This is a genomic window from Pedobacter sp. BS3, assembly GCF_008274585.1.
Taxonomy (GTDB): Bacteria; Bacteroidota; Bacteroidia; order Sphingobacteriales; family Sphingobacteriaceae; genus Hufsiella_A.
In genome coordinates this window covers 1-18,576 of the sequence record NZ_VTRT01000015.1, presented here as the reverse complement: position 1 = coordinate 18,576, position 18,576 = coordinate 1, and the positions used below count along the sequence as shown (strand labels likewise).

The following is an 18,576-nucleotide window of genomic DNA, read 5'->3' as shown; positions in this document are numbered from 1 at the left end:
TCTTTAATATACTGTTTCTCAGTAAAATGCGCAACCTTTTCTTTCATTTCTATCTTTTTTTTAATCGCACAACACGTAATGCTAATCTTTTATTTAGATTAATCAAAATAAAGTAAACTATTAAAAAAATAGAAAATTTGCCGTAAGTGGTCTTTACAGGAAAAGATACAAGAGAGCCATGCTAACTCATTGCCGGTTAGCATTGGTAAATGCTGCTCATATGGAGCTGACCAAAAAGTCAAAAAGCAGCGTCATTTCGATCCCTCCCGTACATACGGGATCGGGAGAGGAGACCACGAAGTAGCTGCGAAGCAAAATCTCTTTCCTAAGTACTTCTGGCGGAGATCCTTCGACTACGTCTCGGGATGACGGGAGCTTTTTGGTCAGCCCCTCACTATCCGGCGTTTGTAACGCCGTAAGTTGATAAAAATCTTAAAGAAGACATTTAAAAAGCCCATCGAAGATAATTTTTAATTTTGGCTGAACAAGGTACCGGTATATGCGTTAGACTTCTGAATTTTGATTTTTGAATTTTGACTTTCAATAAAAAGATCGCCGTTATAGGTTCCGGCTTTGCCGGACTGGCAAGCGCAGCGTTGCTGGCAAAGGCTGGTTATGAAGTTACCATTTTTGAGCAAAACGAACAGCCGGGCGGCAGGGCACGCGTTTGGGAGAAAGACGGCTTTACGTTCGATATGGGCCCCAGCTGGTACTGGATGCCCGATGTTTTCGAAGATTTCTTTGCCCTGTTCAACAAAAAGCCATCTGATTTCTACCAGCTCAGGCAACTCGATCCCGCTTACCGCATATTCTTCAAAGACGAATACCTGGATGTACCGGCCGGAATAACACATATCCGGCAGTTATTTGAACAAATAGAACCGGGCGCTGCCCTCCAGCTCGACCGCTTTTTGCAGCAAGCCGAATATAAATACCGTGTAGGCATGGGCAGCTATGTATTTAAGCCCTCGCACTCCATACGCGAGTTTGCAAGCATTACACTACTCAGGCAAAGTCTTAAAATCCAGTTGCTGGCAAGTATCGCCAAACACGTCAGGCATTATTTTAATGATCCACGGATCATCAAAATCCTTGAATTTCCCTCCCTGTTTTTAGGGGCGACACCGCAAAATACCCCCGCATTGTACACCTTAATGAACTATGCCGATCTAAAGCTGGGAACCTGGTATCCCATGGGCGGCATGAACGAAATTGTAAAAGCCATGGTTACCATTGCAAACAGCCAGGGCGTGCAGTTTAAACTGAATACCCGTGTAACACGGATATGTACCAGCAACGGTTTGGCTACAGGGATAGAAACATCCTCCGGATTTTATGAAACCGATTTTATTGTAGCCAATGCCGATTACGCTCACGTAGACCAGCAATTGCTTGCTCCGCCGGACCGCAACTATTCCGAATCCTATTGGGATAAGCGTACCTTATCTCCTTCCAGCCTGTTATTTTATATCGGATTATCCGGAAAGGTAAATGGCATTCAGCATCACAATTTATTTTTTAATGAAGATTTTGACCAACATGCGCACCATATCTATACACAGCCGCAATGGCCGGATAAACCCTTGTTTTACGTTTGTTGCCCTTCAAAAACCGACCCATCTGTCGCTCCTCCAAGTGGTGAAAACCTATTCTTCCTGGTACCCATAGCTCCCGGATTGACCGATACAGAAACTATACGCGAACACTATTTCAACCTGATCATAAGCCGCTTTGAGAAAATCACCGGTCAGCAGATCACCCCTTTTATAACTGTAAAAAGAAGCTATGCCATTAATGATTTTATTAGCGATTACAACTCATTTAAGGGCAATGCCTACGGACTGGCTAATACGCTTCGCCAAACAGCCTTCCTGAAACCTAAAATGCGCTCTAAAAAAACCAAAAATCTGCTGTTTACCGGCCAACTCACTGTTCCCGGCCCTGGCGTCCCTCCTGCTATTATTTCGGGCAGGATTGCTGCGACAGAGGCAATGAGATATTTGGGTAAAGCATAAAAATTACGATAGTATTCCCTATAAAAAAGAAAGTAGTGTATTTCTATATGTTTTCCCTTGGTCTGTCCCCTAACAGACCAACTAAAACAATCAGGTATTCCGGGCTCGTCAGGGGACAGGCCGGGGATAAAGCAAAATATACCTATCTTAAAATTCAGGTATTTCAGAAAATATGTACTTTAGACTAACCAAAAAACTTAAATAATGAAATTCTTAAAAATCCTGGTAAGCATAATTGTTATTATAGCTGCCATCTATGTTCTGGTAGGTTTGGCACTTCCCAAAACCTATTTCATTAGCAGAAGCGCCGAAATTCAGGCTGCAGACAGTGTGGTATTTAACAACGTCGCCGATTTGAACCAGTTCGTTAAATGGGAACCCTGGAGCAAGATGGACACCACGGCAAAAGTAGAAATCAAAGGAACTCCCGCCCAGCCCGGACATTGCTATACCTGGCATGGCAAAAAAACCGGCGAGGGGCAAATGGAAATTATACACTTAGAGCCCAATAAACAGGTGGATTTTAAACTTGCATTTATTCAACCCTGGCAATCAGTAGCCGACACCAAATTTATATTCGAGCCAATTAATCAGGGTACCAAAGTAACCTGGACAATGAGCGGCGAAAATAAATCATTTTTAGAACGCTGGATGATGCTCTGCATGAAAGGTTCAATGGAGAAGCAATTTGATGAAGGCTTGGCTGATTTAAAGAAACTTTGCGAAGGGTAAACTTCTTTTTGGGTATTGCGTAATGCGATTTTAGATTGTTAAATTGTTTTATTGTTGCCTGTTATGAGTTACGTGTTACAGGTTTTGTAACCCACAGTTCGTAGCTCATAACACGGTTCTGCTTGCGGTCTTTACTGACTTTCCGACTTCCGGACTATGCGCCATGAACCATGAACTATAAGCCTTAAACCACTCTCCTACAACATATAACTTATAGCCTTAGAACTTTCCACTAAAAAAGAAGGTGCCAGGCGGGGAACCTGAGCACCTATATGATGAGTTTAGAAAAGGGGCTTATTTAGTCAAGCTCGGCATAAACGGGTTTTCTTACCCCGTTATCATACGGCTTTAACGTTTTTTTCAGCAGCTTGCGGGCTACGTGGATACGGGTTTTTACAGTCCCGATGGGAATAGCAAGATGATCAGCAATTTCATGGTATTTAAATCCTTCAAAATACATAGTAAAAGGCACATAATATTCTTCAGGCAGCTTATTCAGCGCCATCTTAATATCGTCCATCATAAATTTTGATTCGCCCTGGTTCTTGGTTGAACTGAACACCAGGTTGGCAGATGAAATTTCTTCGGCTTTGGTAACAAACGAACTGATTTTAACAAACCGGCGGTAATTATTAATGAAGGTGTTCTTCATAATGGTATACAGCCAGCCCTTTAGGTTTGTACCCTCCTTAAACTTATTGTAATAAGTAATTGCCTTTAATAAAGTATCCTGCACAAGATCGTTAGCATCATCAGCATCATGAGTAAAATGTAAAGCGTACATTTTTAAAGAGCTTGCCTGGCGCATTACCATGGTGTTAAATTCAATATTTGTCATTTCTTGCTAAGATTTGGGATTAAACTTTAGTTATCTAATCGCGGCGATTAACAAACTGATATGATTAACTAATCGACCGTTTGGATAAATACAACAATCATGCTAAATACTAAAAACAGGAAAATACGTTTTCATATTTTAATACACTTTTAACAAGAAATTAATAAAAAAGGGGAATTACAGGATGTTTACTTCCCGCTCAAGGGTGATATCAAAATGCTTTTCAACATCGGCTATAATCGCGTCAGAAAGCTCATAAATCGCTATTCCTGTGGCATTTCCGGAATTAACGAGGACTAAAGCCTGGTTTTTCCAGGTTCCGGCCGGACCAATAAAACGACCTTTCCAGCCTAATTTTTCAATCATCCAGCCGGCGGATATTTTTTCGTGATGAGTGTCTACAGAAAAATGTACAATGTCCGGAAAAGCAGACTGCAAGTGTCTGAATTTGTCGACCGGAATGATGGGATTTTTAAAAAAGCTACCCGCGTTGCCAATGGTAGACGGGTCGGGAAGTTTGTTTACCCGAATTTGTGAAACTACATCCGAAATGTCTTTAATGGTTGGATTGCTAATACCCCGGTTAGCCAGTTCTTGCCGGATAGCGCCATACTCCAGTTTGAGGTGCGGTATCTTTGAAAGCTTAAAAGTAACCTGTGTGATAATGAATTTATTTTTCAGCTCACTTTTGAACACGCTGTCGCGATAAGCGAAACGGCAATCGGCATTGGAGAACTGCCGTATCTGTGCGGTATCTGTACTAAAAGCGCTGCATGAATAGAGCACGTCTTTAACTTCTACACCATAAGCGCCAATATTCTGTACCGGCGAGGCGCCTACAGAACCCGGAATAAGACTCAGGTTTTCTAAACCTGCAAAGCCGCGGCCAACGCAAAAAGTTACCAGATCGTTCCATACTTCGCCGGCACCGGCTGTCACGTAGATAGCATCACCTTCTTCACGATATTCAATGCCCCGAATATTGACTTTCACGATCAGACCATCAAAATCTTGCGTAAACAACACATTACTGCCACCACCGAGCACAAAGCGTTTATGGTTTTTCCAGATATCAGAAGTAAAGAGCTGCTGCAGATCTTCCGGTGTATTTACCTCGGCAAACCAGCGGGCCTGGGCCTCCACACCAAAAGTGTTCAGGTTTTTCAGCGGGAAATTCTCAAGGATCTGTATCATGTTTCGGTTGCCGAATTTCGTATTTATTGCTGAGTTTTCCTGAAATATTTTTTAGAAACCCACCATAGGCCAAGTCCCTCAGCCGGTTTTTTATGCATCGACTTGTGATGCGCTTTATGCGCTCTTCTTATGGCGCTGAGATACCTGTTATTACTTTTAAAGGCTTTAAACCGGTTATGAATAAACCAGTCATGAAAAATGAAATATGATATCCCGTAAAGGGAAATACCTAAGCCAATCCAGAAACCGGCACCGAACGTTTGTCTCCCGGCATACATGAGCCCTAAGGCTATAGCCGCGAACAGTACACTAAAAACATCGTTCAGCTCAAACCAGCCGCTCCGTTTTTGATGATGGGTTTTATGGATAAACCACAACGGCCCATGAAACAAGTACTTATGCATCAGCCACGACAACGCCTCCATACCTATAAAAGTAAGCAAGATTATACCGATGGCGTATGGCTCATGCGCTGTAGTTTATAGTCCGAAAGTCAGCAAGACCGGAAGTTGAATATCGCTGATGGCTAATAGTTCATGATTCATGGCTTATAGTTTGTAAGTTAGGAAAGTCGGAAAGACCGAAAGTAATCTTTAATAATTGACAACTAACAATGGAGAGTTGACAATGTCTGTATGGTTCACAGCGTATCGCGTAAACACAACCAGTCATCTTGTTTGCGCTCGTTTGCAAAATGAACGCAGCTCTGCCCGGCGTTTATAACGTCGTAGATACAGGGGAAAGTTTCATAACTTTTCCCTGTATTTAAGGCTTAAGTTAGGCAACACCAAATATCCTGGCTGAAACTCAAGCCAGGGACAGGCTTTTTAATTTTGACTTAACCCTAAATATGTATCGCCCGGTTTTCGGTAGCGGCGAGTGCGGCTTCTTTTAGCGCTTCGGTATAGGTTGGGTGCGCATGGCATATCCGACCAATATCTTCAGCAGAAGCACGGAACTCCATAGCAACTACGGCTTCGGCAATCATGTCGGCAGCACGCGGGCCAATAATATGTACACCCAAAACTTCATCGGTTTGAGCATCGGCTAATACTTTTACCAAGCCATCGGTATCCATACTGGCACGGGCACGTCCGCTGGCCTTGAATGGGAATGACCCGGTTTTATACTTCCGTCCCTGTTCCTTTAACTGCTCTTCAGTATAACCTACGCTGGCAACTTCGGGCCAGGTATACACTACGCCAGGGATGAGGTTATAATTAACGTGTGGTTTCTGTCCGGCAATGGTTTCGGCAACAAATACGCCTTCTTCTTCGGCCTTGTGAGCCAGCATAGCGCCTTTAATTACATCGCCAATGGCATACACACCTTCAACCGGGGTTTGTAAGTGCTCATTAACCGGAATTTTCTTTCCACGTTCTTCCAGTTGTATACCAATATTTTCAAGACCTAATCCTTCGGAATACGCGGTGCGACCAACGGCTACAATGCAATAATCGCCTTCGATGGTTACCTGCTCACCTTTCGGATTATCGGCAGTTACCGTAACTTTTTTACCTTTTACCTGTGCGCCGGTAACTTTATGGCTCAGCAAAAACTCAAAGCCCAGCTTCGCCAGCGATTTTTGAAGCTCTTTGCTCAATGTTTTATCCATTGTGCCGATAATGGCATCCATAAATTCAATTACGGTTACCTTAGCTCCCAAACGGGCGTACACTGAGCCTAACTCCAAACCAATAACACCGCCGCCGATAACAATAAGATGCTTAGGCACTTCAGTTAAGTTCAGGGCTTCGGTAGAAGTGATGATACGCTTTTTATCGATGGGTAAAAACGGTAGCGCCGTAGGTTTTGACCCGGTTGCAATAATCACGTTCTTAGCCGTGATGGTTTCTTCGGCACCATCGTTTTTGGCAATTTTAATGGTATTCTTATCTACAAATGAACCTAAGCCCTGATACGTAGTAATCTTATTTTTCTTAAACAGGTATGCAATACCTGCGGTATTTTCCTGCACGACTACATTTTTACGGGCAATCATCTGGCCGATATTCACCTTTAAATCTTTCAGCTCAATGCCGTGGGTTTTAAACGTGTGCGCAGCGTTATGATAATGTTCTGATGAGTCTAATAATGCCTTCGACGGTATACAGCCTACATTTAAGCAGGTTCCGCCAAAAGTGCTGTACTTTTCTATAACTGCCGTTTTTAGTCCTAATTGGGCGCAACGGATTGCGGCTACATATCCGCCGGGTCCGCTACCGATTACTACTACATCGTATTGCATGAGGATTTTTTTAAGATGCGACAAAGGTACATATTGTAAGGTAAATGGTGAAAGGTTTTAAGGTAAAAGGCACAAGGTTGGAGGCATAAGGTGGGCTAAAAGCAGAAGGCTAAAACGTAGAAGTTGTACGTTATAAGTTTTACGTGGTACGTTTAAATATAGTCCGAAAATAATTTAATTACGACAAGTGACAGTTGATAATGGACAAGTGACAGTTGACAGTTGATGATGGACAGTTGATGATGGACAGTTGACAATGGACAATTGAGAATGGACAGTTGACAATTTTAACAATTCAACAATATCAACAATTCAACAGTATCAACAATTCAACAGTATCAATACACACTACTCAATACCAGGTATAAACAAAAACGGCGACAACTTTATCAGTTATCGCCGCCTGTATTGAAAATTAATGTTGATTACTTTTTAGGAGCCGGGGCTGCTGTTGAGGTTGCAGATATACCCAGTTTGGCTTTTACTGTTGCCAGGATATCTTCGCCGCCATCAAAATATACTACACCGGGCTGCGATATATCAAATACATACGCATAGCCTTTTTCTTTAGCTACTGCACGCACAGCATCTTCTGCTTTTTTGAATACAGGCTGGTATAATTCGGCTTGTTTTGCTTTCAGCTCTTCCTGTGCTTTTTCCTGGGCTTCGCCTAAACGTTTTTCAAGGTCCTGAATTTCGTTTTGCAAGCCTAACAGCTCTTTTTGTACCACATCTTTATTGGCTTCGCTCAGGGTTTTGTATTTATCCTGGTAAGCTGTAATTTTTTTCTGACGTTCGTCGTCCATTTGCTGAAGCAAGGTTTGTTTCTGTTTCTGAAAGGTCTGGAAATTGGCATCAGCAGCTTTCATCTCCGGCATAGACTGCAACAGATCTGCCGAATTAATATGCGCTAACTTCTGCTGTGCATTCGCCGTGGTTCCTGCTAAAAATAATCCCGCCGCTACTACCGCTAATTTAATTACTTTTTTCATCGTTGTTCTTTTGTTCTATTGTGTTTGAGAGTTTACTTATTTATTTGGCAAATGTGCCGGGCTTATATCCTAAACGGACAATTATATCGTTACTTTTATCTAAACGAGTGCTGGCATATAATAGTGTTATCTGGCTGTTTTTATCGAAGATCATATCTAAACCCTGATTATCTGCATAAGCCTGAACCGCTTTTGCAACACGGTCTTGTATGGGTTTTATCAGCTTGATACGTTCTTTATACAGATCGCCTTCGTAGCCAAATTTGGTTTTCTGAAATTCTTTGGCCTGCTTTTCTTTATCTACGATCTCATTTTCACGACGCTTGCGCATATCGTCTGTAAGCAGCACCTGGTCTGCCTGGTAGGCTTTATACAATTGGTCTATCTCGCTAAAACGGGCATCAACTTCTTTCTGCCATTGTTCTGACAAGGCATCCAGCTGCTTTTGTGCCGATACATATTCAGGTATATGTTTTAAAATATACTCGCTGTCTACATAGGCAAATCGCTGAGCAAAAGCCGAAACACCGGCAAAAGTTACAAACACTGCTGTTATTAAAAACTTCTTCATCATTAATTAAATCCTCCCATCTGTTGTGCTATACTGAAATGAAATTGTCCTTTGTTGGCATCCGGAATACCGGGTATTTTGTCAAATCCGTACCCGTAATCAATACCCAACAATCCAAATATAGGTAAAAATACCCGTGCTCCCACACCTACCGACCGTCTTACGTTAAACGGAGAAAAATCCTTAAACCTGTCCCAGGTATTACCGGCTTCGGCAAAGGCCAGCACAAACACGGTGGCTTGCTGGTTCAGGGTTATCGGGTGGCGCAACTCTAAAATGTATTTATTAAATATCGGGCTACCGGAATTTTGTGCAATGGTTGGGTTTGAACCTACCGGGATCACCGAGTTATTGCTGTAACCACGCATGGCAATAATTTCTGACCCTTGCAGGAAGTCGAAGCCCTGCATACCGTCTCCACCTAATTTAAAACGCTCAAATGCCGGTTGGCCTACAGCCGAATTATATGCGCTCAAAAATCCGAATTGGGTTTGTGCCTTTAACACCAGCTTACCGTAAATGCGTTGAAACCACTGTGCTTCAAACTTGGTTTTAAAGTACTCGGTGTATTTATATTTTTCGGCATCGGGCGCTATAGCGTAATTGGTATGGTTCCATAAGGAGTACGGCGGCGTAGCCTGCAGGGTTAACTTAATATTGGTTCCCGATGTTGGATATATCGGAGCGTCAACCGAGTTACGGCTTAGCTCTTCGGTGAGGTTGAAGTTATACGATGTTCCGGTTGAAAACAGGAAGCCGGTATAATTTCGCAGTTTGTATTGTTCCAGGTTGATCGAGTGAGTTAACTGGAAATAATCGTCGGGCCATTTCAAACGTTTACCCAGACTAAAGGTCAACCCGTTTAAACGAATACGGGGATCTGTTGGCGATTCCTGGTAGTTGCCGGAGTAATAATCGTAATTGGAATAGGTTGACAGCGATGTAAAGGCGCTGATCCCAAAATAGATAGGCTTTTTGCCACCCAGCCAGGGTTCTGAAAATGAGAAGCTGTATGATTGATATTGTTTACCGTTGGTTTGTCCGCGTAAGCTCAGCTTTTGTCCATCGCCTTTAGGCAGGGGCTTATATTCTTTGAGATTAAACAGGTTACGGGCAGAAAAGTTATTGAACGTCAAGCCCAGCGTCCCGATAATACGGCCACCGCCAAAACCACCGGATAGCTCAATCTGGTCTGACGGCTTTTCGGCTACGGTATATTGAATATCTACCGTTCCATCTACAGGATTTGGAATAGGCTTTACATCGGTTTTTTGCTCGTCAAAATTACCTAACTGGGCAATTTCACGAGTGGTACGCACCACGGCATCCTTAGAAAACTTCTGCCCGGGCTTGGTACGTATTTCCCGGCGCACTACCTTATCGTTGGTGATATCGTTACCTTTTAAAATCACTTTGTTAATAGTGTACTGTGGCCCTTCGTACATGCGTATTTCCAGGTCGATGGTATCGCCATACACTTTGGTTTGTACGGGATCAACATTAAAGGTCAGGTAACCATCGTTCATATACAGCGATGATATATCGTCGCTGTTAGGGCTGCTGCTCAGCTTTTTCTGTAATTTTTCTTCGCTGAATACGTCGCCTTTTTCTATGGCCAGCAGCTTATTCAACGTCTCGGTTGAGTACTTGGCATTACCGGCCCAGGTAATGTTACCAAAGTAATATTTTGGCCCTTCGTGCAACTTGATATGGATATTAACGGTGTTATCGCTGTACCGGTATACACTATCGCTCAGAATTTCGGCATCGCGGTAGCCTTTTGCCTGCATTTTGCTTACGATCTTCTCCTTATCCTCATCGTATTTGCTTTGCATAAACTTGCCTGAACCGAATATTTTATAAAATGCCTGTTGATGCGTTTTTTTCATGTATTTACGCAGTTGAGCGCTTTTAAACACCTTATTCCCTTCAAATGTAATGCGGTGCACTTTTACTTTGGAGTGTTTATCTACATCAACCTCCAATATCAGGCTGTTCGGCTCGTTAGGATCTTTTTGCTGTTTGATATCTACTGTTGTAAATAAGAAACCTTTTTCGGCAAAATATTTCTCAATAATGGCTTTGGTAGTGTTTAACAGGTTCTCATTAACCACTTTTCCTTTTTTATCGTTGAGCTTCTCTTTAATTTCATCGGTTTCACTTTTACGCATGCCTTTAAAATCCATACGGGTTAAACGGGGGCGCTCTGTAACATCGATGTTGAAATAGATGGTATCTTCATTAATACGGGCGATGTTGAGCTTTACGTCATCAAACAAGCCCTGATCCCACAGATTTTTAACTGCTCCGGAAGTTGCCTCGCCGGGCACAGTGATCATATCTCCCTTATTCAGCTTGGTTATTTGAGTGAGGATGTCTTTATCCAGGAACTTGATGCCGGTAAAGGTAACCCCGCCAATAACATATTCTTTTGGATTGAGGTAGCTGGGGTCATCGCCGCTTTGCGATGTTCTTAAGCCCGGTTGGAGCGGTTGCCGGCCGATTTGTGCCATGGCCGATACGGATAAAACAAGAAAAAGTATACTAATGAAGATTTTGTTCATTGATTTTTTATATGGCTGCTAAAATAACTCAATCAGTTGTTAAAAAGTGTTAAAAGTAAAATTAGTTAACCTGTTCGCTGGTGAGACCGAAGCGACGCTCGCGTTTTTGATAGTCAATAATGGCTTCATAAAAATCGTCTTTGCGGAAATCAGGCCACAGTTTAGGGGTAAAATATAATTCGGCATAAGCCAGTTGCCAGAGCAGGTAATTACTGATACGAAATTCGCCACTGGTGCGTATCATGAGTTCAGGATCCGGCATTCCGGCAGTGCTTAAATGGTTTGAAAACAGCTGCTCGGTAATGTCTTCGGGCTGCAATGAACCAGCCTTAACCTCCTGCGCTATCCGCTTTACGGCCTCTGTAATTTCCCACCGTGAGCTGTAACTCAATGCCAGGGTAAGCGTGGTACGTGTATTACCTGCTGTCTGCGTTATTGCCTGCTGCAATTCCTTGTAGCACTTATCCGGCAGCGCTTTCAGGTTGCCGATAGCATTAAGCCGGATACCGTTCTCAAGCAGTGTTTTGGTCTCGTTATTAATGGTATGTACCAGTAATTCCATTAGCGCCATAACTTCCAGCTTGGGCCGGTTCCAGTTTTCGGTTGAGAATGCGTATAATGTTAGATATTGGATACCCAGCTCGGCGGCAGCTTCTACCGTTTCGCGTACAGACTTTACACCATTATGATGCCCGAATACCCGTAGTTTCCCCTTTTCTTTTGCCCAGCGTCCATTTCCATCCATAATAACCGCTACATGGCTGGGAAGCTTTTCTATATCAATTTGTTCGCGTAAACCCATTAAATTCTCAAGAACTAAACAGACAGCTGTTTTTGCATGTTCTCAACGCCATGCTTTTGTAACTGATCAGTTTTAGTTTGCTTATTATTTTTATTAAATGCCGGTGTGGTCTCAACCCCATGCAAATCAGCGCACAAAGGTAAAATTTACTTTTGATAATAAGTCAAAATTCAACAGTAAAAAACCCCGCCAGCCGGCGGGCTCATTGATGCCCTATAAAAACATAGCAATAATTCAAAACTCCAGATCCCCGGGCCCGGTTGCTTCTCTTACAAAAAGTTAAAAGCCGGTAAACAAAGCATACCAGTGTATGTTCTATGTTATTATGAACTCTAAAAAATTAGTATTAGTATGAAAAAGATATTTTTTACACTACTTGGAATTTTGACCATTCATTCTCTGCAAGCCCAATTTAAGGGTCCGAATGTTGGTATAAAAGGCGGTTTTAATTTCAGCAACATTATTAAAACCGGTGATGACAGCTTTAATACGGATTACCATACCGGTTTTCATGCCGGAGTTTTTGTGAGCATACCCATTATTGACCGGCTCGGATTTCAGCCGGAGCTGCTATTCTCACAAAAGGGTTACGAAGCTGATCGCTTCGGTGGGCATTTAACGCAAACCACCAACTGGATCGAGATACCTATACAGGCAAAAATTAATGCTGCCCCCGGCTTTAACATTCTGCTTGGCCCGCAGGTATCTTTTTTGACCAAAACCAACAATAAATTTGAAGGAGCCCTGGGCACTGTTGAACAAACCCGCATTGAAGACGATGCGGATAAATTTAAGAAAAGCATCCTGGGCGGCACTATAGGCATTAGCCTGGATATTGGCTCAAAATTAGTTCTGAACGGCCGCTACGCCCTTGATTTCCAGAAAAACAACGAAAACGGCACTACCGAAACCCCGGAATTTAAAAACCAGGTTTGGCAGGTAGGTCTGGGCATTAAATTTTTGTAACCGATGTTAAAAGCAGCCTGACAGCGTTTCAGCCACCGTCAGGCTGCCTTACCTGTTATCTTCAATAAGCCCCGATCTTAAAGCGGCTTAACTTCTACATAAGTAAAATGCCAGCTGCAGTTAGGGCAATCTTCCTTTTCTTTTACCTTACACCCTAATCTGGCGTAAATAATATCGAAGGTTTGTGTTTCGCCGGGCTTAAGCTTTACTTTGTGATAGATATATTTGTTCAGGGCATCGGTATAATCATTACGGGCTTCGAACGATATGCCTTGCTTGTCCGACAGACTTTTTACCTCTACGGTGTAGTGGCAGGCCATCGCCATTTTTTTCTTCACTTTTATCCTGAATTCTAACGGAACAGCCTCTAAACCTTTGTCCTCGAGTTTTTTCGATGTAAGCCTCAAGAGAAGAGGATTTGACCATTCTGTTGTGCCGTTCGGAAATTGAAATGCTTTATCTACCATATTATCTAAATAGATCTGGGCATCTGCTTGCTGAGTTAAACCGGCTAAGGTAAAAAGCAGCGTGAAAACGTAAATTAATTGTCCTTTTTTCATCCGTTTATTTTTTATTGATGAGACCTTTTTAAAAATACGCTAAACAATGCTGACAGGGCTCAACGCCGCTGTCAGCAGTTAAAGATGCCCTTACTTCCTCACCCAGATATCTATACCAAACGCATATTATATGCAATTGGTAAAATCATCTTTACGGCATCTTTCTCTTTACGGCGATGCCTTCGCGGGCAGCCAGGGCTTTCATCTTTAAGTTGTTGAAACAGGCACTATAAGGTTCTTTTACCCTTTACAGTTATATTGGAACTGCCATCATTAAAAGTACCGCTAAAGGTATCGCCATCCATTGTGGCAATTTCTATATTAGTTCCGCTGCCCCAGTATAGTTTATCGTTCACATAACTGCCGCTTATATCCGTAGTTTCTGATGAACCGTTTTCCCTCGATTTTCCGGTCCAGCCTTTTAACAGCGTTGAAACAATGATATTGAACGTTCCTTTTTCATTTTTGGAATTCTGATAAGTACCTTCATAACATCTTGCCAGGGCCGTTGAGGTTTCTTTAGCTATGCTGAAACTGGCATTGGGGTGGCCGGGAATGGTTGCCGACACAATGGTTGCCCCTGTACCATTGGCGCCTACAGAAAAATTAATGGTTAGTTCCTGCCCGTTTAACATACCTTTAAAAGGCGCTGCCTGAATACCTCCCGATGACCAGGTATACGTAGTGGTCAGGTTAACCGAAACCCCGTCAATTACCAGAACAGCCGTAATAGCGTTACTGCTGGTATTGGCAATATCGAACTTTATGGTGCCGCTGGAGCCTATTATCACGCCTTTGTAAATACCTTTGCTGCTGTTATCGTTAGCGGCTAAACCCTCGGGAATTTGCGTACATGCTGTACACACGTAGGCGTCATCCGTGTCTTTTTCTTTCTTTTTTTTACACGATATAATTGCCAGCGCAATAAGAGCGAGGCACATTAAGTAACTTACTTTTTTCATGAGATTTGTCTTTTTGAGAGATGTAATCATCATGTGTCGCACATTTTCTCCGTGCATACACATGATGATTATTGTTTACTTTATACTTTCAATCCCGAACCCCGAATTACTCGGGGGGATTTCGTTGCGCTCAACTTTTAACTACTTTTTACCCCCGCCAAAGAAGAAGCCGATCTTGGCAGCAAAGTATCCGCCGCTGCCTACAATATTGTATTCGGCAGACATGCGGAAGTGACCGGTTTCAAAACCAACACGCGGGAAAAATCCAAAATCTGATGAGCCGGGAACAACCTGGGGCGCACTGCCACCGCTCATGGTGTCATCATCAAGAGTTACAGATGCCGATTTGAAAAATCCAAGTCCTGCACCCACAAAAGGGCGGAAACTGCTTTTACCCAGGTAATACTCACCGGTGACACAGTATGAGCTTAGTACGGATACTTTAGCATCAGAATCTTCGCCGCCAAGGTTGTTTACATGAGCTAAAGCAGCACCTTCCAAACGCAATCCTAAAGATATAGCATCTGTTAAACGATAATGGGGTTCTAACGTAAATGTAACACCTCCTTTAGTGCCTCCGCCGCTTTCTTTAGGAATGGCATAACCAAAGCCGATGTCTACTTTTACCTTTTTGTACGTTTGCGCCGATACCGCTACAGCCAGTGCCATAAGCGGAATTAAGAATAAAACTTTTTTCATGTTGTTGTTTGTTTTAGTGAGGAAAAAATGAATTAACGACCCGAAAATAGTGGCCTTAAACGGGTAAAAAGGCTCACTTTATAAAGTGAGACAACAAAATGAAAACGCTTATTTAAACGCCGGGGATGGATATGAGATACCCTTATTAATTAAATCTCATAGAGACATCGGTTAAGGGACAAAAAATAGCTGATATGAAAGTTATATAGGAAAATAAATTTTCTCGTATGGCATTGCCAACACACGGTGATCTCTTATGCCGAAGGCATTATTGTGTTGGTATAATACATAAAAACTATATTTCTATCCGCCCATGGTCGGACAGATTGTGGGGGCGAAAGGCTGCTTTTTACCGGGCGTTTAAAAAACATACGGGTATTTATTACTCCTACCGAATATGTAAAGCAGAGCCCGCCTATGCAGAAAAGCTTAGGGAAATTACAAAAACCTGTAAATGCACCGGCTAACGCAGGCATTTACAGGTTGACATTCACAGGTATTACCGGCCAAAATTAATCCCAGCCGGAAACTGTTTTATCAGTAGTGTTATTGTCCATTGCCGGCGCAGGAACTGGTGTAGCCGGCGGGTTGATCAACTGGTGAGAAGCTTCTTCTGCACGATGATTTTTTAGATCTATTGTAAATGCATAACCAATTGCACCTGCCACAGCAAAAGCGACAATTAAAATGATCTTTTTCATAACTTTCTACAATTAACTATTAATCCCAACCTGTAGATTCTTTCCGGTCAGGCCCGCCGTTTACCGGGACTTTTGAAGTAGTAGTAGGTTTAACAACTTCATCTTTTTTACAGGCAGTAAAAGTTAAACCAAATGCGGCGATCAATAAAATAGCAATCTTTTTCATGATGTTTAATTTTAAAATGAGAAATTAAATTAGATATTTATAGCTTATTGTTTACAAACTATTGATAGTCTATTACGTAAATCCGAACTTTATTGTTTCAACAAATTAAAAATGAGACACCTAAGCCTTCTGCTTTTGTATTTTCTTCTGTATTTAAACAAAGGCGTTTGCACTAACAGATCTGTAGCAGAAACAAAGGCTGGCATTGATACGAACTTAATTATTTCCCTTAATGAACGCGGCTATAGCATCAGGCTGACCAACCCCACCCAAACCCAGAAATATGCTGACAGCGCTCTCTCGCTATCGAAAAAAATAAATTATAAACGAGGGATCGCCGAAGCATACCGGGTTAGTGGAATTGCCAAATATTATTTAAATCAGAACGACAGCTCTATACAGAACTTTCTACGCTCTTTAAGCCTATATAGTGAATTAAAGGATAAACAAGGGGAAGCAAAAGTTTATAATAATATCGGGAATTTATACAGAGATGTAGATTACAACAAAAGCCTAGAATATTATCATGAATCCCTGAAGATTGCTGAGAATATTGGCGAAAAAGAACTCGTAGCCGGATTATTTCTAAATATTGGCATCGTTTGTCAAAAAAAGAAAGCATATTTAGAAGCACTTCAATATTTTAAAAAAAGCCATGCCCAATTCTCTTTGCTCAATAACAATACCGGCATCGCAATCTGTTATCAAAATATTAGTATTGTATATCGTCATCTTAAAAACTTTGACCAATCTGAGGATTTTGCTAAAAAGGCCATAGCTATTGCCAGGCAAAGCAACCTGAATTTCATTATAGCCAGTACTAATATCACATTAAGCCTGGTCTATATCGCTAAAAATGAGCTTACCAAAGCCGAAAACGCCATTAAAGAGGGTATTACATACGCCAAACTGATTAAAGATGAGAAACTGTATTACGATCTATTGATAGGTTATTATACGTTAGAACAAAAACGGGGCAACTACAAGCAGGCATTTAATTACCTGCAACAGGTTTACCGCCGCGATAGTCTTACCTATAAAAATAATATATCCGAGAAGATCAGCCTGTTACAGGAGCAATACAAGGCCCGTGAAATTCAGCGTGAAAATGAGCTGACTATCCAGAAACAGCGTACCAGCCGGGTAATACTCTGGTCAAGTATTCTTATTGCCGCTTTACTGGCCGTTGTTGTCATTATGCTATTGAATAATGTTAAGAAAAAACAGCGTACCAATAACCAGCTTACTGCCCTCAACCAGGAAATTTTATTGCAAAAAGAAAATCTTGACCGTATTAATCATAACCTCGAAGCCATTATCAGCGAGCGCACCAACGACCTAAAAGTTAAAAACGATAAGCTGTCACAATATTCGTTTCATTTATCGCACCAGATCCGTAGTCCCATTGCCACTATAAAAGGTTTAATGAGCCTGGAAAAAGATAATTTAATTGACCGGGAAGAGTTTATCCAGCAGCTTGAAAGATGCGTAAACGATATCGACAACAAGATCCTTCATATTAACGAAATGCTGCACAACGCACAGTCGCTGGGATTTAAAAAGAGCGGCGATTAACCTCGGCCAGCCTTCTCTCACATCCGGTATTGAGTAGTGTGTATTGATATTGTTGAATTGTTGATATTGTTGAATTGTTGATATTGTCAACTGTCCATTCTCAATTGTCCATTATCAACTGTCACTTGTCAACTGTTGTCACTTGTCCATTCTCAATTGTCAACTGTCGTAATTAAATTACTTTCGGGCTATACTTAAACGTACCACGTAAAACTTATAACGTCTTAAAACCTTTCACCTTTTACCTTAACAATAGTATCTTTGCCTTAAATTTCAAATTGATAAAAAAGACAATAAAAATAACCGGATGAAAAAAACCTTCATTAAACTGACCGGACTTGGCGCAGCCTGCTTAATAGCTGTAGCAGCCGTTTCATGCAACAATAACTCGTCAAAAACTACTACATCTGCATCCGCTCCTGCCGGAAATGTAAGCGAGAAAAAACCTGCCGAAGCCATTGTATTTGTAAATTCAGACTCTCTGTTAGAGAACTACGAATACTTTAAAGACCTGAAAGACAAGCTGGAAGGCAAATCTAAAAAAGCTCAAGCCGATCTTCAGTCAAAAGGAACTGCTTTCCAGAAGGAAGTTGCCGAATACCAGAAAAATGCGCAAACCATGAGCGCCGATGAACGTGCTGCAACAGAGCAACGCTTAGCCCGAAAACAACAGGAACTACAAACCTATAACCAGAATGCAAGCTCTGCTTTGGCTAATGAACAGGCTGCCGAAAACGAAAAGCTTTACGATAAAGTTGCCGATTACCTGAAAGGTTACGCCAAAGAAAAAGGTTATAAAATGGTGCTTACCTATTCTAAAGGAAACCCCAACTTACTGTATGCCGATGAAAGCCTGGATGTAACACAGGATGTTCTGAAAGGATTAAATGAGGCATACCAGAAAACTAAAAAATAACGTGTTGTGCGATTAAAAAGCCAAAGCATATTTTAAATGATTTAGCGGTCTGTTATTCTGTTTATTGATGAACTG

18 protein-coding genes are annotated in these 18,576 nt (G+C 41.8%); 5 read left to right on the top strand and 13 right to left on the bottom strand.

What is annotated here, in order from left to right; genetic code table 11:
- Positions 1-533 precede the first annotated feature (533 nt).
- Together FW774_RS20165 and FW774_RS20160 are read left to right on the top strand one after the other, a co-directional pair.
- A complete protein-coding gene (locus FW774_RS20165) occupies positions 534-2,015 on the top strand; it encodes a phytoene desaturase family protein (protein WP_149350330.1) in 1,482 nt (493 codons plus the stop codon).
- 204 nt (positions 2,016-2,219) lie between these two features.
- Positions 2,220-2,747, top strand: coding sequence for an SRPBCC family protein (locus FW774_RS20160; RefSeq protein ID WP_149350328.1), 528 nt, complete (start codon positions 2,220-2,222; stop codon positions 2,745-2,747).
- A 298-nt stretch (positions 2,748-3,045) separates the two neighbouring features.
- Here FW774_RS20160 and FW774_RS20155 read toward each other — a convergent pair whose 3' ends face one another.
- From FW774_RS20155 to FW774_RS20120, 8 genes are all read right to left on the bottom strand, one after another.
- The gene (locus tag FW774_RS20155) at positions 3,046-3,585 is read right to left on the bottom strand and encodes a sigma-70 family RNA polymerase sigma factor (RefSeq protein ID WP_149350326.1); all 540 of its coding nucleotides are present in this window, start codon (positions 3,583-3,585) and stop codon (positions 3,046-3,048) included.
- 177 nt (positions 3,586-3,762) lie between these two features.
- Complete coding sequence (murB, locus tag FW774_RS20150) at positions 3,763-4,779, bottom strand: UDP-N-acetylmuramate dehydrogenase (RefSeq protein WP_149350324.1); 1,017 nt, start codon at positions 4,777-4,779, stop codon at positions 3,763-3,765.
- Positions 4,780-4,802: 23 nt separating this feature from the next.
- Complete coding sequence (locus FW774_RS20145) at positions 4,803-5,222, bottom strand: sterol desaturase family protein (RefSeq protein WP_242457898.1); 420 nt, start codon at positions 5,220-5,222, stop codon at positions 4,803-4,805.
- A 401-nt stretch (positions 5,223-5,623) separates the two neighbouring features.
- On the bottom strand, positions 5,624-7,027 hold the full coding sequence (gene lpdA / locus FW774_RS20140) for a dihydrolipoyl dehydrogenase (protein WP_149350322.1): 1,404 nt from the start codon (positions 7,025-7,027) through the stop codon (positions 5,624-5,626).
- 425 nt (positions 7,028-7,452) lie between these two features.
- Positions 7,453-8,019 carry an OmpH family outer membrane protein gene (locus tag FW774_RS20135; RefSeq protein ID WP_149350320.1) on the bottom strand — a complete coding sequence of 189 codons (567 nt, stop codon included), beginning with the start codon at positions 8,017-8,019 and terminating at the stop codon, positions 7,453-7,455.
- A 40-nt stretch (positions 8,020-8,059) separates the two neighbouring features.
- Complete coding sequence (locus FW774_RS20130; RefSeq protein WP_149350331.1) at positions 8,060-8,590, bottom strand: OmpH family outer membrane protein; 531 nt, start codon at positions 8,588-8,590, stop codon at positions 8,060-8,062.
- Between the two features lie 2 nt (positions 8,591-8,592).
- Positions 8,593-11,154: an outer membrane protein assembly factor BamA gene (gene bamA / locus FW774_RS20125; protein ID WP_149350318.1), complete on the bottom strand. Its 2,562-nt coding sequence runs from the start codon at positions 11,152-11,154 to the stop codon at positions 8,593-8,595.
- 61 nt (positions 11,155-11,215) lie between these two features.
- On the bottom strand, positions 11,216-11,956 hold the full coding sequence (locus tag FW774_RS20120; RefSeq protein ID WP_149350316.1) for an isoprenyl transferase: 741 nt from the start codon (positions 11,954-11,956) through the stop codon (positions 11,216-11,218).
- 351 nt (positions 11,957-12,307) lie between these two features.
- On the opposite strand from FW774_RS20120, the gene FW774_RS20115 reads away from it, so the two are divergent.
- Positions 12,308-12,922, top strand: a complete 615-nt coding sequence (locus FW774_RS20115; protein ID WP_149350314.1) for a porin family protein — start codon at positions 12,308-12,310, stop codon at positions 12,920-12,922.
- Between the two features lie 77 nt (positions 12,923-12,999).
- Here the strand turns inward: FW774_RS20115 and FW774_RS20110 are convergent, their stop codons facing one another.
- The 5 genes from FW774_RS20110 to FW774_RS20490 form a co-directional block, all read right to left on the bottom strand.
- Positions 13,000-13,482 (bottom strand): hypothetical protein, encoded by a 483-nt coding sequence (locus tag FW774_RS20110; RefSeq protein ID WP_149350312.1) that lies wholly within the window; start codon positions 13,480-13,482, stop codon positions 13,000-13,002.
- A 227-nt stretch (positions 13,483-13,709) separates the two neighbouring features.
- On the bottom strand, positions 13,710-14,444 hold the full coding sequence (locus tag FW774_RS20105) for a hypothetical protein (protein WP_149350310.1): 735 nt from the start codon (positions 14,442-14,444) through the stop codon (positions 13,710-13,712).
- 141 nt (positions 14,445-14,585) lie between these two features.
- On the bottom strand, positions 14,586-15,143 hold the full coding sequence (locus FW774_RS20100; RefSeq protein WP_149350308.1) for an outer membrane beta-barrel protein: 558 nt from the start codon (positions 15,141-15,143) through the stop codon (positions 14,586-14,588).
- 512 nt (positions 15,144-15,655) lie between these two features.
- Positions 15,656-15,844, bottom strand: a complete 189-nt coding sequence (locus FW774_RS20095; protein ID WP_149350307.1) for a hypothetical protein — start codon at positions 15,842-15,844, stop codon at positions 15,656-15,658.
- Positions 15,845-15,863: 19 nt separating this feature from the next.
- Positions 15,864-16,010 (bottom strand): hypothetical protein, encoded by a 147-nt coding sequence (locus FW774_RS20490; protein WP_187774969.1) that lies wholly within the window; start codon positions 16,008-16,010, stop codon positions 15,864-15,866.
- 111 nt (positions 16,011-16,121) lie between these two features.
- Between FW774_RS20490 and FW774_RS20090 the strand changes: the two genes are divergently transcribed.
- Both FW774_RS20090 and FW774_RS20085 read left to right on the top strand, forming a co-directional pair.
- Positions 16,122-17,585: a tetratricopeptide repeat protein gene (locus tag FW774_RS20090; RefSeq protein WP_149350305.1), complete on the top strand. Its 1,464-nt coding sequence runs from the start codon at positions 16,122-16,124 to the stop codon at positions 17,583-17,585.
- A 307-nt stretch (positions 17,586-17,892) separates the two neighbouring features.
- Complete coding sequence (locus tag FW774_RS20085) at positions 17,893-18,501, top strand: OmpH family outer membrane protein (RefSeq protein ID WP_149350303.1); 609 nt, start codon at positions 17,893-17,895, stop codon at positions 18,499-18,501.
- Positions 18,502-18,576 lie beyond the last annotated feature (75 nt).

Excerpts from the sequence above, each read along its gene's own strand:
- FW774_RS20130 (WP_149350331.1), bottom strand. The coding sequence starts at position 8,590 with ATGAAGAAGTTTTTAATAACAGCAGTGTTTGTAACTTTTGCCGGTGTT.
- FW774_RS20490 (WP_187774969.1), bottom strand. The coding sequence starts at position 16,010 with ATGAAAAAGATTGCTATTTTATTGATCGCCGCATTTGGTTTAACTTTT.
- FW774_RS20090 (WP_149350305.1), top strand. The coding sequence starts at position 16,122 with ATGAGACACCTAAGCCTTCTGCTTTTGTATTTTCTTCTGTATTTAAAC.
- FW774_RS20105 (WP_149350310.1), bottom strand. The coding sequence starts at position 14,444 with ATGAAAAAAGTAAGTTACTTAATGTGCCTCGCTCTTATTGCGCTGGCA.
- bamA (WP_149350318.1), bottom strand. The coding sequence starts at position 11,154 with ATGAACAAAATCTTCATTAGTATACTTTTTCTTGTTTTATCCGTATCG.
- lpdA (WP_149350322.1), bottom strand. The coding sequence starts at position 7,027 with ATGCAATACGATGTAGTAGTAATCGGTAGCGGACCCGGCGGATATGTA.
- FW774_RS20110 (WP_149350312.1), bottom strand. The coding sequence starts at position 13,482 with ATGAAAAAAGGACAATTAATTTACGTTTTCACGCTGCTTTTTACCTTA.
- murB (WP_149350324.1), bottom strand. The coding sequence starts at position 4,779 with ATGATACAGATCCTTGAGAATTTCCCGCTGAAAAACCTGAACACTTTT.
- FW774_RS20115 (WP_149350314.1), top strand. The coding sequence starts at position 12,308 with ATGAAAAAGATATTTTTTACACTACTTGGAATTTTGACCATTCATTCT.
- FW774_RS20085 (WP_149350303.1), top strand. The coding sequence starts at position 17,893 with ATGAAAAAAACCTTCATTAAACTGACCGGACTTGGCGCAGCCTGCTTA.
- FW774_RS20155 (WP_149350326.1), bottom strand. The coding sequence starts at position 3,585 with ATGACAAATATTGAATTTAACACCATGGTAATGCGCCAGGCAAGCTCT.
- FW774_RS20100 (WP_149350308.1), bottom strand. The coding sequence starts at position 15,143 with ATGAAAAAAGTTTTATTCTTAATTCCGCTTATGGCACTGGCTGTAGCG.
- FW774_RS20135 (WP_149350320.1), bottom strand. The coding sequence starts at position 8,019 with ATGAAAAAAGTAATTAAATTAGCGGTAGTAGCGGCGGGATTATTTTTA.
- FW774_RS20120 (WP_149350316.1), bottom strand. The coding sequence starts at position 11,956 with ATGGGTTTACGCGAACAAATTGATATAGAAAAGCTTCCCAGCCATGTA.
- FW774_RS20160 (WP_149350328.1), top strand. The coding sequence starts at position 2,220 with ATGAAATTCTTAAAAATCCTGGTAAGCATAATTGTTATTATAGCTGCC.
- FW774_RS20095 (WP_149350307.1), bottom strand. The coding sequence starts at position 15,844 with ATGAAAAAGATCATTTTAATTGTCGCTTTTGCTGTGGCAGGTGCAATT.